Source organism: Solwaraspora sp. WMMD1047 (genome assembly GCF_029626155.1).
GTDB lineage: Bacteria > Actinomycetota > Actinomycetes > Mycobacteriales > Micromonosporaceae > WMMD1047.
Genome location: NZ_JARUBL010000001.1, coordinates 947599 through 960241 on the forward strand (window position 1 = coordinate 947599; position 12643 = coordinate 960241).

A 12643-nucleotide genomic window follows, 5' to 3' on the forward strand; every position below is an offset into this window, starting at 1 on the left:
GGTCAGCAGCCGAGGTCCACGCCGCGCTCCCGCATCCACGGCGCCGGATCGAGCTGGTTCCAGAGGCCGTTGTGCACCTCGAAGTGCAGGTGCGGCCCGGTGGAGTCGCCGGTCGAGCCCTCGTAGCCGATCACTTCGCCGGCGTCGACCTGCTGGCCGACCGCCACCGCGGTGCGGTTCTGGTGGGCGTAGTGGGTCAGGAACCCGTCGCCGTGGTCGATGACGACCGAGATGCCGTAGCCGGCGTAGACCCAGCCGGCCTCGACGACGGTGCCGTCGGCGGCCGCCCGGATCGGGGTGTCGGCGGGCATCGCGAGGTCGATGCCGGCGTGTAGCACGCCCCACCGCTGCCCGTAGCAGGAGGTGGTGGCGGCGCCGGGCATCGGGTGCACCCAGTCCGCGGACTCCTTCTCCGCCTCGGCGGTACGGGCGGCCGGCTCGGCGGGCTTGGCCGGCTTGGACTCGGCCGTCCGCTCCGGGGTGGCCCGGGGGGTGGCGGGGGCGCCGGTGGACGGGCTGCCGGTGGGGGCGTCGGGCGTGGCTTCGGCCGTCGGTGGCTGGGAGGGGGCGTCCCGGCCGGACCGGTTGGCGCGGTCGGCGGCGTCAGCGCGGGCGCGTTCGTCGGCCGCGGCCACCGGTGCGTCCCGGCGGTCGTCGCTGCTCCGGGTGGTCGCGGTGGCGACGCCCGCCACGGCGAGGCCGGCGGCGGCCACCACGGCGGTGACGAGATAGGGGAGCCGGCCGCGGTAGCCGGGCCGGAAGCGGTGCCGAACCACCGTGGCGCCGTCGCTCGACTGGGGGAGCCGGCGGTGCTGGCCCGGCTGGCCGGGCTGACCGCTCACGTTCTCGATCGACTCGTTTTCCTGCACGGGGGAACCTTCGGGTCGAGGGACACGGACCCGGAAATGGTGGTTTGACCTGCGGAAACTCGGGAAGGAGGGGGATCTGGTCGCGGCGCGGACGGGCGTCGGGGCGACGGGTTATGCCCGTATTGATGCGCGGTTACCAGTAGGTAGACCGGGAGTCGTTGTGGTGCTGGTCACATTTCCCGGTGTGGCGTAGGCAACATCAACGGAAAGTGATCATAAAAAAACCGCCCGAACCTGTCGGCACGGGCGGTAGGCTGGACATTACGGAGGGTCAGGAGTCGACTACTCCGCCGTAGATTGTCTCGACCTGTAGCTGAATGTCCACTCCCTTGGTGCGCAGCCACGGGATGGGGTCGGTGGGCTCCCCGTTGACATGCACCTCAAGGTGCAGGTGCGGGCCGTACGAGTGGCCGGTGTTGCCGACCCAGCCGATCTCGTCGCCGGCCTTGACCTGCTGCCCCTCCTGGACCAGCAGATTGGAGGAGTGTCCGTAGACCGATTCGGTGCCGTCCGGGTGCTGGATGATCACGCAGTAGCCGTAGCCACCGAACCAGCCGGCCTTCGTCACCGTGCCCGAGTGGATCGCCCGGTACGCCGTACCCTCCGGCGCGGCCAGGTCGATGCCGGCGTGCAGCTTGTTCCAGCGCATGCCGTACGGGGAGGTGAAGTTGTAGCCCTTGAGTGGCAGCACCCAGGCGTCCGGCGCCTCGGAGAGGGAGCTTTCGAGCTGGGTCCGCTCGTCCCGGGTGGCGCGCTCCGCGTCGGCCGCGCGGGCGGCGAAGTCCTCGCTGGTGGCGGCGGCGTTCTCCAGCTCGGAGAGGGCCGACGGGCTGACCGACTTCGCGTCCGGCAGTCCGCCCGCGCCGAGTGCCACCACTCCGGCGCCGACGAAGGCGGTGGTGACCACCGCCGCATAGCGGCTACGCGGGGGGGTGGGTACGCGACGTCGCCCGCGATATCGATCGGGCTCAGACGACAGGCGCTGGCGCACGCACACCCTCCGTTATCGGGTCAGTTGAGCGACCGTCGCCAGCGTCGAAGAGCGGGGGTGACACTGCCGGGCCGCGTTGTCGTCCGGTCGCAGACCTGAAGACAACCGTTGGCCACGGTAACCAACCCCTAGTCCGGCCACAAGTCGCACCGCCAAATAACCGGTGCCGAGTGTGCGCGTCCGTTGTGGAATGCCATAACTCGTAACCTTTTGCGGGGAACCTCGTTAGTCGCGCTTGGTTACATCGAACACTACAGATAGTCATTCGTCCAGGGCTTCGCCCGACGGATCGGGGAAATTCCCCTAGGGTTCGCGGCGGCGGTCGGCGGCGGTGCGGTGGCCGGCTCACCTGGTACGGGACCTGATTACCGCAGGGCGTCGACGCCGGGTTACCGTTCGTTAAGTCGGTGCCGCCAGGCCGACCGGAGAGGTAGGGGACTGATGAGTTCTCGGATTCGGGTCGTCGTCGCCAAGCCGGGCCTGGACGGCCACGACCGCGGGGCGAAGGTGGTTGCGCGGGCCCTGCGGGACGCCGGCATGGAGGTCATCTACACCGGGCTGCACCAGACCCCGGAGCAGATAGTCGAGACCGCCATTCAGGAGGATGCCGACGCGGTGGGCCTCTCGGTGCTCTCCGGCGCGCACATGACGCTGTTCCGCCGGGTGATCGAGTTGCTGACCGAGCGCGACGCGCGGGACATCGTGGTCTTCGGCGGCGGCATCATCCCGGAGGCCGACCTGCCCGAGTTGGCCCGGATCGGCGTGGCGAAGATCTTCACCCCGGGGGCCACCACGCACTCGATCGTCGACTGGGTCCGGGAGAACGTCGCGCAACCGGTCTCCTGACCGGCCGGTCTCCTGACCGGCCGGACACGGAGAGGGAGAGGCCGGACGCACCCCTCACACGCCCGGCCTCTCTATGCACGATGCCCCGCCGCCACCCCTCGACCGACAGGGCATCGGCCGCTCCGTCTTCGCGCCTTCCAGCGTTCCGACATCTGACTCAACGACGCCCGTTACGTCGGGTTACGTGGGCTGGGAAATCTTTTCCCCGGCGGGTGTGCATTACCGCACAAGGCATACCCGAGCGGTTGCCGGCGCCGGCCACCTCGCTAGGCTGCGCCGGTGGCCTGTTTCTCCTGACAACAGGCGTCAAACTCATTTCACGCTGGCGGCGGCGCGATGGCGCGTCGCCAAGACGGGACGGGACGCGCGATCGTGGACCTGTACGAATACCAGGGGCGTGAGCTGTTCGAGCGGCACGGGTTGCCCGTGCTCGCCGGCGGCGTCGCGACGACCCCTGAGGAGGCGCGGGCGATCGCCGAGCGCCTCGGTGGCCGGGTGGTCGTCAAGGCCCAGGTGAAGGTCGGTGGGCGGGGCAAGGCCGGCGGGGTGAAGCTGGCCGACGACGTCGACGAGGCGGTGGCCCGGGCCACCGACATCCTCGGCATGGACATCAAGGGCCACCAGGTCCACAAGGTCATGCTGACGGTGACGGCCGACATCGCCGAGGAGTACTACTTCTCCTACCTGCTCGACCGCGCCAACCGCACCTTCCTCTGCATCGCCAGCGTGGCCGGCGGCATGGAGATCGAGCAGGTCGCCGAGGAGGCGCCGGAGAAGGTCGTCAAGGCGCCCATCGACGCCAACGTCGGGGTCGACGAGGCGAAGGCCCGCGAGATCGTCACCGCGGCCGGCTTCCCGGCCGACGTCGCCGACCAGGTCACCGCCATCGCGGTCCGGCTCTGGCAGGCGTTCGTCGCCGAGGACGCCACCCTCGTCGAGGTCAACCCGCTGGCCCGCACCACCGAGGGTCAGGTGCTCTGCCTGGACGCCAAGGTGACCCTGGACGCCAACGCCGCGTTCCGGCACCCGGACCACGAGGCGATGGTCGACCAGGCCGCCGTCGACCCGCTGGAGCAGCGGGCCAAGGAGAAGGACCTCAACTACGTCAAGCTCGACGGTGAGGTCGGCATCATCGGCAACGGGGCCGGCCTGGTGATGTCCACCCTTGACGTGGTCGCCTACGCCGGTGAGTCCCGCGGCGGGGTGAAGCCGGCCAACTTCCTGGACATCGGCGGCGGCGCCAGCGCGGCGGTGATGGCCAACGGTCTGGAGATCGTGCTCTCCGACCCCGCCGTGAAGAGCGTCTTCGTCAACGTGTTCGGCGGCATCACCGCCTGTGACGAGGTCGCCAACGGCATCGTGCAGGCGCTGGCGCTGCTGGAGCAGCGCGGCGAGCGGGTCGAGAAGCCCCTGGTGGTGCGGCTCGACGGCAACAACGCCGAGGCGGGCCGGGCGATCCTCGACGGCGCCGGCAACCCGCTCGTCGAACGGGTGGACACTATGGATGGCGCGGCCGAGCGGGCCGCCGAACTCGCGGCCACCGGCGCTACGTCGGCCGGCGGCTCGGCCGGGATGGGAATCTGATCATGGCAATCTGGCTGACCAAGGACTCGAAGGTCATCGTCCAGGGGATGACCGGGTCCGAGGGTTCCAAGCACACCAAGCGGATGCTGGCCGCCGGCACCGCCATCGTCGGCGGGGTGAATCCCCGCAAGGCCGGCCAGTCGGTCGACTTCGACGGCACCGAGCTGCCGGTGTTCGCAGGAGTCGCCGAGGCCATGGCGGCCACCGGCGCCGACGTCACCGTCATCTTCGTCCCCCCGCAGTTCACCAAGGGCGCCGTCATCGAGGCGGTGGACGCCGGCATCGGGCTGGCCGTGGTGATCACCGAGGGCATCCCGGTGCACGACACCGCCGCGTTCTGGGCGTACAACCTCGCCCAGGGCGGACGGACCCGCATCGTCGGCCCGAACTGCCCCGGCATCGCCTCCCCGGGCGCCTCCAACGCCGGCATCATCCCCGCCGACATCACCGGCTCCGGCCGGATCGGCCTGGTCAGCAAGAGCGGCACGCTCACCTACCAGATGATGTACGAGCTGCGGGACATCGGCTTCTCGACCTGCGTCGGGATCGGCGGTGACCCGATCATCGGAACCACCCACATCGACGCCCTGGCCGCCTTCCAGGACGACCCGGAGACCGACGCGATCGTGATGATCGGCGAGATCGGCGGCGACGCCGAGGAGCGGGCGGCCGAGTTCATCAAGTCCAACGTGACAAAGCCGGTGGTCGGCTACATCGCCGGCTTCACCGCGCCGGCCGGCAAGACGATGGGGCACGCCGGTGCCATCATCTCCGGCTCGTCCGGCACCGCCGACGCCAAGCAGGCCGCCCTGGAAGCGGTCGGCGTCCGGGTCGGCAAGACGCCCAGCGAGACCGCCCGGCTGATGCGCGACATCATGTCCGGCGGCTGATCGACGGGGAATCCCGGTGGTGTCGGACCCCTACCGGCCGCTCCGGCGTGCCACAGTAGGTACCGATGCCAGCCAGCACCCCTGACCAGTCCCGCCAGCCGACCCGACCGGCCCCGCGGCCGACCGGGTCGGCGCGGGCCGGGTCGGCGCGGCCCGGCGGTGGCCGGGCACCGCTCGCCGTCGCCGCGGCCGTCGCCGCCGGCTGGGCGGCCATCCTCTCCTACCTGCCGGTCGCGGCCGTGATGGGCCTGGCCCAGCTCGCCGAGGACGCCGGCACGATCGGCGGTGCCGCCCGGGTCGGGCTGGCCGGCTGGCTGCTCGGCCACGGCGTACCCCTGGAGACCAGCGCCGGCCGGTTCGGGCTCGTACCGCTGGCCCTCGGTGCGATCGCCGCCTGGCGGCTCAGCCGGGCCGGAGTGCACGCCAGCCGCGCGATCGGCGCCCGGGGCGGGGGCACGCCGGCGCAGGCCCTCTCCGCCGCCGGCGCGGTCGGCCTCTGGTACGGCCTGCTCGGGCTGCTCGCGGCCGGCATCCTGTCCAGCGGGGGAACCTCGGTCTCCGGGTTCCGCGCAGCCCTCACCCTGACCGGCTTCGGCGCGCTGGCCGCTCTGGTCGGCGCGCTGCGGACCACCGGCGCGCTGGGCGGGCTGGCCCGGCGAACCCCGGCGGTGCTGCGGGACGGGCTGCGTACCGGGATGGTCGCCGCGCTGCTGCTGCTCGGCGCCGGCGCCGGCGCCGCCGGACTCGCCATGGCCACCGGGGGCGGGGCGGCCAGCGACATGATCGGCGCCTACCGCACCGGAGTGCCCGGCCAGGCCGGCATCACCCTGGTCAGCCTCGCCTACGCGCCGAACGCCGCCGTCTGGTCGGCCAGCTACCTGCTCGGTCCCGGCTTCGCCGTCGGCACCGACACCGTCGTCCGCACCAGCGAGGTCTCGATCGGCGCGCTGCCGACCGTACCGTTGCTGGCCGGACTGCCACACGGCCCCGCCGGCCCGGTCGGGGCCGGCCTGCTCGCGGTGCCGGTGCTGGCCGGGATGACCGCCGGCTGGCTGCTCGCCCGGCGGCTGATGCGCTCGGCCGGCGAACGGGCCCCGATCGGCTGGCGCGGGCTGCTCGGCGCGGCCGCGGTCAGCGGCCCGGTGGCCGGAGGAGTGCTCGGGCTGGCCGCCAGCGCCTCCGGTGGCCCCCTCGGTGGCGGCCGGCTGGCCGAGATCGGACCGGTCGGCTGGCAGGTCGCGGCCGTCGCGACCGCCGTGCTGGCGGTCGGGGCGATGGTCGGCGCCGCCGGCAACCGCGCCCTCGCCACCCGCTGACCTGGAATGCGGCGGCGGGGCACCCCGGCCGCTGCCGGAGTGCCCCGCCCGCTGCTACCGACCGGCCAGGCCGGTCACGGTGTCGAGCCGTTCGGTTCTCAGACGCCGCTGCTGGCGCTCATCACCGTGCTGATGATGCAGCACAGGATGCCGATGCCCCAGAGAACCAGACCGATGATGAGGGCCAGCTTCGACCACTTCTTGGACTCGGCCGCGGCGGCCTGCGCCCCGGCGTAGTCGCCCTGCTGGAGCAGCGGGTTCACCTTGGAGGCGTTGATGATGGCCGGGATGGCGAGCGGCCAGCACAGGAAGATGGCGACGATGGACATCGTCATGTTGTTGTCGACCTGCTGCGGCGGCTGCGACTGGTAACCAGGCTGCATTGGTGTTGAACTCCTTGATTGGGCACTCTGCGTGCGGCTAACGTTCCGGGACCGGGGCTGGCGACCACCGGTCGGAGCGACCGGCAGCGTACCGAATTCGCACCACGTTGGCTTGCCCGTGCCGGTCACGCTTCGGCCGCGGGCGCCCCCGCGAGGCCCCGCCGACCAGGCCGATAGGGTGCTCTACGTGACCGAGCCCGCCTCCGCCGCCCGACTGCTCGTGCTCATCTCCGGCTCCGGAAGCAACCTGCAGGCGCTGCTCGACGCGTGCGCCGACCCCGGGTACGGCGCGCGGGTGGTCGCGGTCGGCGCCGACCGGGACGGCATCGCCGGCCTGGACCGGGCCGCGGCGGCCTCGGTGCCGACCTTCGTGGCGCCGGTGCGTGCCTACCCGAGCCGCGCGGAGTGGGACGTCGCGCTCACCGCGCTGGTCGCGGAGCACAAGCCGGACCTGGTGATCTCGGCCGGCTTCCTCAAGCTGGTCGGCCCACACTTCCTCGCCGCCTTCGGCGACCGATACCTCAACACGCACAACGCGCTGCTGCCGGCGTTCCCCGGTATGCACGGCCCGCGTGACGCCCTGGCGTACGGGGTCAAGCTGGCCGGCGCCACCCTCTTCTTCGTCGACGCGGGCGTCGACACCGGCCCGATCATCGCCCAGGTGGCGGTCCCGGTGCTCGACGACGACGACGAGGAAACCCTCACCGAACGGATCAAGCAGGCCGAGCGCCGCCAGCTCGTCGAGCAGGTCGGCCGGCTGGTCCGCGAAGGCTGGACGATCACCGGAAGAAAGGTCACCATCCCGTGAGCGAGAGCGGCTCCGCCTCCGACGCCCGGCGCCCGATCCGGCGCGCCCTGATCAGCGTGTACGACAAGACCGGGCTGGTCGACCTGGCCCGGACGCTGCACGCCGCCGGCGTCGAGATCGTCTCCACCGGCAGCACGGCGTCGACGATCGAGGCGGCCGGTGTCCCGGTGACCGCGGTGGAGAAGCTGACCGGCTTCCCCGAGTGCCTGGACGGGCGGGTCAAGACCCTGCACCCGAAGGTGCACGCCGGACTCCTGGCCGACCTGCGGCTGGACGGCCACGCCCGGCAGCTCGACGAACTGGGGATCGAACCGTTCGACCTGCTGGTGTCGAACCTCTACCCGTTCCAGCAGACGGTGGCCTCCGGGGCCTCGGCCGACGAGTGCGTGGAGCAGATCGACATCGGCGGGCCGGCGATGGTCCGGGCCGCCGCGAAGAACCACCACTCGCTGGCGGTGGTGACCCAGGTCTCGGCGTACCCGCTGGTGGTGAACGCCCTGGCGGGTGGTGGCTTCACCCTCGGCCAGCGGCGGGCGCTGGCGGCCCGGGCGTTCGCCGACATCGCCGAGTACGACGTGGCGGTGGCCGACTGGTGTGCCCAGGAGTTGGCGCCGGCCGGCGAGTGGTGGCCGGAGTTCGCCGGGTTGGCGCTGCGGCGTGGTGCCACCCTGCGCTACGGCGAGAACCCGCACCAGCGGGCCGCGCTCTACCTGGACCCGGCGGCGCCGGCCGGGCTGGCCCAGGCCGAGCAGCTGCACGGCAAGGAGATGTCGTACAACAACTACGTCGACGCCGACGCGGCCTGGCGGGCGGCGAACGACTACGGCCCGGACCTGCCGGTGGTGGCGATCATCAAGCACGCGAACCCGTGTGGGATCGCCCTCGGCGCCGACGTGGCCGACGCGCACCGCAAGGCGCACGCCTGCGACCCGGTGTCGGCGTACGGCGGAGTGATCGCGGTCAACCAGCCGGTCACCGCGGAGCTGGCCCGGCAGGTCGCCGAGATCTTCACCGAGGTGGTGGTGGCGCCGGCGTTCACCGACGAGGCGATCGAGGTGTTGACCGGCAAGAAGAACATCCGGCTGCTGCGGGTGCCGGCCTGGCGGCCGGCGGCCGTCGAGTGGCGGCCGGTGACCGGCGGGGTGCTGGCCCAGACCGCCGACCGGGTGGACGCCCCCGGCGACGACCCGGCCGCCTGGCGGCTGGCCGCCGGTGACGCGGCGCCCCCCGAGGTGCTGCGCGACCTGGCGTTCGCCTGGCGGGCCATCCGGTCGGTGAAGAGCAACGCGATCCTGCTGGCCGCCGACGGCGCCACGGTCGGGGTCGGGATGGGCCAGGTGAACCGGGTGGACGCCGCCCAGCTGGCGGTTTCCCGGGCCGGCGCCGACCGGGCCCGGGGGGCGGTGGCCGCCTCGGACGCGTTCTTCCCGTTCGCCGACGGGCTGCGGGTGCTGCTCGACGCCGGGGTCCGGGCGGTGGTGCAGCCGGGCGGTTCGATCCGCGACGAGGAGGCCATCGCGGCCGCGAAGGAGGCCGGCGCCACCATGTACTTCACCGGCACCCGGCACTTCTTCCACTAGCCGCCCCACGAGTCAGCCAGGCCACACCCTTCGCCGGGGCCGGCGAGCCGGATCGCGGCGCGTGAGACCATCCGGGTGTGACGGCGACGATTCTTGATGGCAAGGCGACCGCGGCGGAGATCAAGGACGAGCTGCGGGCCCGGGTGAAGGCGCTCGCGGAACGCGGCGTCGTCCCGGGCCTGGGCACCGTCCTGGTCGGCGAGGACCCCGGCTCCCAGGCGTACGTGAACGGCAAACACCGCGACTGCGCGGAGGTGGGGATCGCCTCGATCCGCCGGGAGCTGCCCGCCGACGCGACCCAGCGCCAGGTGGACGAGGTGGTAGCCGAGCTGAACGCGGATCCGGCCTGCCACGGCTATCTCGTCCAGCTCCCGCTGCCGGCGCAGATCGACACCCAGCGGGTGCTGGAGTCGATCGACCCGGACAAGGATGCCGACGGCCTGCACCCGGTCAACCTGGGCCGGCTGGTGCTCGGCTACGACGGCCCGCTGCCCTGCACCCCGCGCGGGGTGGTCGAGCTGCTGCGCCGGCACGAGGTGCCGTTGCGCGGGGCGAACGTCGCGGTGGTCGGCCGGGGCAACACGGTCGGCCGCCCGCTCGGGCTGCTGCTGACCCGGCGGAGCGAGAACGCCACCGTGACGCTCTGCCACACCGGCACCCTCGACCTCGCCGCGCACACCCGGTCCGCCGACATCGTCATCGTCGCGGCCGGCGTACCCGGGCTGCTCACGGCCGACATGGTGCGGCCCGGCGCGGTCGTGGTGGACGTCGGGATCACCCGAGTGATCGGCTCGGACGGCAAGGGCCGTTACACCGGCGACGTGGACCCCGAGGTCGCCGGGGTGGCCGGCGCCCTGGTCCCGATGCCGGGCGGGGTGGGCCCGATGACCCGGGCGATGCTGCTCACGAACGTGGTGGAGCGGGCCGAGCGCGGGTGAGTGATCCGGTCAACCGGCACCGCCCCTGGCCCGATCGGTGGAAACATGGCTGATACGGTCCGGAAAAACCCTTCTGGTATCAGAGAGTGGGATGACCATGGGTAAGAAGGTCACTGTCGTCGGCGCCGGTTTCTACGGATCGACGACCGCGCAGCGCCTCGCCGAGTACGACATCTTCGACACGGTCGTGATCACCGACATCGTGGACGGCAAGCCGGAAGGGTTGGCGCTCGACATCAACCAGTCCCGGCCGATCGAGGGCTTCGAGACCCTGGTGGTCGGCAAGACCACCGGCGCCGACGGCGCGGGTTACGAGGTGATCGCCGGGTCCGACGTCGTGGTGATCACCGCGGGGCTGCCCCGCAAGCCCGGCATGAGCCGGATGGACCTGCTGGAGACGAACGCGAAGATCGTCCGTCAGGTCTCCGAGCAGGTCGCCCGGCACGCGCCGGACGCCGTGGTGATCGTGGTCTCCAACCCGCTCGACGAGATGACCGCGATGGCGCAGCTGGCCACCGGCTTCCCCCGCAACCGGGTGCTCGGCCAGGCCGGCATGCTGGACACCGCCCGGTTCAGCCACTTCGTCGCCGAGGCGCTCTCGGTGCCGGTCGGCACCGTCAGGACGCTCACCCTCGGCTCACACGGCGACACCATGGTGCCGGTGCCGTCGCGCAGCACGGTGAACGGCAAGCCGCTGCGCGAGGTCATGCCGGCCGAGCAGATCGAGGAGCTCGTGGTCCGGACCCGCAACGGCGGTGCCGAGGTGGTGGCGCTGCTCAAGACCGGTTCGGCGTACTACGCCCCGTCGGCCGCCGCCGCGCGGATGGCCCGGGCGGTCGCGCAGGACTCCGGCGAGGTGATGCCGGTCTGCGCCTGGGTCGACGGCGACTACGGCATCTCCGGGGTCTACCTCGGCGTCGAGGCGGAGCTGGGGGCGCAGGGGGTACGCCGGATCGTCCAGACCGAGCTGGACGCCGACGAGCTGACCGCGTTGAAGGCGGCGGCCGAGGCGGTCCGCGCCAAGCAGGGTGACGTGGCGGACCTCTGACCCGTTCACCGGTACGGCGATCCGGGGCCCGGCGGTCGACGCCGGGCCCCGCCGCGCCTTTCGGGCCGGGCGAGCGGCCCGGGCGCCCCTGCAGTACGCTCGTACTGCTTGAGTCTGTCCCCTGAGAGGAGCGCCCGGCCGATGGCGAAGATCAAGGTGACCAACCCGGTCGTCGAACTCGACGGCGACGAGATGACCCGGATCATCTGGAAGCAGATCCGGGAGCAGCTGATCCTGCCCTACCTCGACGTCGACCTGCATTACTACGACCTGTCGATCCAGTACCGCGACTCCACCGACGACCAGGTGACCGTCGACGCGGCCAACGCCATCAAGCAGCACGGGGTCGGCGTGAAGTGCGCCACCATCACCCCCGACGAGGCCCGGGTCGCCGAGTTCGACCTGAAGAAGATGTGGCGCTCGCCGAACGGCACCATCCGCAACATCCTCGGCGGCGTGGTCTTCCGCGAGCCGATCATCATGGCGAACGTACCCCGACTGGTCCCCGGCTGGACCAAGCCGATCATCATCGGCCGGCACGCACACGGCGACCAGTACAAGGCCACCGACTTCGTGGTGCCCGGCCCGGGCACGGTGACCATCACCTACACCCCGGCCGACGGCGGCGCCCCGATCGAGATGGAGGTCGCCAACTTCCCCGGCGGCGGCGTCACGATGGGGATGTACAACTTCGACGAGTCGATCCGGGACTTCGCCCGCGCGTCGATGCGGTACGGCCTCGACCGCGGCTACCCGGTCTACCTCTCCACCAAGAACACCATCCTCAAGGCGTACGACGGCCGGTTCAAGGACATCTTCGCGGAGGTCTTCGAGGCCGAGTTCAAGGCCGAGTTCGACGCCGCCGGCATCACCTACGAGCACCGGCTGATCGACGACATGGTGGCCGCCGCGCTCAAGTGGGAGGGCGGCTTCGTCTGGGCCTGCAAGAACTACGACGGTGACGTCCAGTCCGACACCGTCGCCCAGGGCTTCGGCTCGCTCGGCCTGATGACCTCGGTGCTGATGACCCCCGACGGCCGCACCGTCGAGGCGGAGGCCGCGCACGGCACGGTCACCCGGCACTACCGGCAGTGGCAGAAGGGTGAGAAGACCTCGACCAACCCGATCGCGTCGATCTTCGCGTGGACCCGGGGCCTGGCCCACCGGGGCAAGCTGGACGGCACCCCGGCGGTCACCGAGTTCGCCGACACTTTGGAGCAGGTCTGCATCGCCACCGTCGAGGACGGCCAGATGACCAAGGACCTCGCCCTGCTCATCTCGCGGGACGCCCCGTGGCTGACCACCGACGAGTTCATGAACGCCCTGGACGAGAACCTGGCCCGCCGGCTCGGCCGCTGACCGCCGTCACCGTACTCCGGTCGCGCTCGTT

General features: G+C 71.8%; 12 protein-coding genes. 9 read left to right on the top strand and 3 right to left on the bottom strand.

All coding sequences use genetic code 11. The features are described from left to right. Nucleotides 1-2: 2 nt before the first annotated feature. Nucleotides 3-869, bottom strand: a complete 867-nt coding sequence (locus tag O7627_RS04455; RefSeq protein WP_278092218.1) for a peptidoglycan DD-metalloendopeptidase family protein — start codon at nucleotides 867-869, stop codon at nucleotides 3-5. 271 nt (nucleotides 870-1140) lie between these two features. After that, the gene (locus O7627_RS04460; protein WP_278092219.1) at nucleotides 1141-1860 is read right to left on the bottom strand and encodes a M23 family metallopeptidase; all 720 of its coding nucleotides are present in this window, start codon (nucleotides 1858-1860) and stop codon (nucleotides 1141-1143) included. Nucleotides 1861-2301: 441 nt separating this feature from the next. On the opposite strand from O7627_RS04460, the gene O7627_RS04465 reads away from it, so the two are divergent. The 4 genes from O7627_RS04465 to O7627_RS04480 all read left to right on the top strand — a co-directional run bounded on the left by O7627_RS04465 (nucleotide 2302) and on the right by O7627_RS04480 (nucleotide 6496). After that, entirely contained in the window at nucleotides 2302-2706 is a 405-nt protein-coding gene (locus tag O7627_RS04465) for a cobalamin B12-binding domain-containing protein (protein WP_278092220.1), read from the top strand. Nucleotides 2707-3078: 372 nt separating this feature from the next. Next, nucleotides 3079-4290, top strand: coding sequence for an ADP-forming succinate--CoA ligase subunit beta (sucC, locus tag O7627_RS04470; protein ID WP_278092221.1), 1212 nt, complete (start codon nucleotides 3079-3081; stop codon nucleotides 4288-4290). Nucleotides 4291-4292: 2 nt separating this feature from the next. Continuing rightward, on the top strand, nucleotides 4293-5180 hold the full coding sequence (sucD, locus tag O7627_RS04475; RefSeq protein WP_278092222.1) for a succinate--CoA ligase subunit alpha: 888 nt from the start codon (nucleotides 4293-4295) through the stop codon (nucleotides 5178-5180). A 65-nt stretch (nucleotides 5181-5245) separates the two neighbouring features. After that, a complete protein-coding gene (locus tag O7627_RS04480; protein ID WP_278092223.1) occupies nucleotides 5246-6496 on the top strand; it encodes a DUF6350 family protein in 1251 nt (416 codons plus the stop codon). A gap of 98 nt (nucleotides 6497-6594) precedes the next feature. Here the strand turns inward: O7627_RS04480 and O7627_RS04485 are convergent, their stop codons facing one another. Further along, nucleotides 6595-6879: a CD225/dispanin family protein gene (locus O7627_RS04485; protein WP_278092224.1), complete on the bottom strand. Its 285-nt coding sequence runs from the start codon at nucleotides 6877-6879 to the stop codon at nucleotides 6595-6597. 187 nt (nucleotides 6880-7066) lie between these two features. Between O7627_RS04485 and purN the strand changes: the two genes are divergently transcribed. The 5 genes from purN to O7627_RS04510 all read left to right on the top strand — a co-directional run bounded on the left by purN (nucleotide 7067) and on the right by O7627_RS04510 (nucleotide 12612). Next, a complete protein-coding gene (purN, locus tag O7627_RS04490; RefSeq protein ID WP_278092225.1) occupies nucleotides 7067-7687 on the top strand; it encodes a phosphoribosylglycinamide formyltransferase in 621 nt (206 codons plus the stop codon). Beyond that, nucleotides 7684-9267 (top strand): bifunctional phosphoribosylaminoimidazolecarboxamide formyltransferase/IMP cyclohydrolase, encoded by a 1584-nt coding sequence (gene purH / locus O7627_RS04495; RefSeq protein WP_278092226.1) that lies wholly within the window; start codon nucleotides 7684-7686, stop codon nucleotides 9265-9267. The genes purN and purH overlap by 4 nt, the downstream gene beginning before the upstream one ends. Before the next feature lie 77 nt (nucleotides 9268-9344). Then, nucleotides 9345-10205 (top strand): bifunctional methylenetetrahydrofolate dehydrogenase/methenyltetrahydrofolate cyclohydrolase, encoded by an 861-nt coding sequence (locus O7627_RS04500; protein WP_278092227.1) that lies wholly within the window; start codon nucleotides 9345-9347, stop codon nucleotides 10203-10205. 97 nt (nucleotides 10206-10302) lie between these two features. Further along, complete coding sequence (gene mdh, locus O7627_RS04505; RefSeq protein ID WP_278092228.1) at nucleotides 10303-11253, top strand: malate dehydrogenase; 951 nt, start codon at nucleotides 10303-10305, stop codon at nucleotides 11251-11253. Between the two features lie 141 nt (nucleotides 11254-11394). Beyond that, nucleotides 11395-12612 (top strand): NADP-dependent isocitrate dehydrogenase, encoded by a 1218-nt coding sequence (locus tag O7627_RS04510; protein ID WP_278092229.1) that lies wholly within the window; start codon nucleotides 11395-11397, stop codon nucleotides 12610-12612. Nucleotides 12613-12643 lie beyond the last annotated feature (31 nt).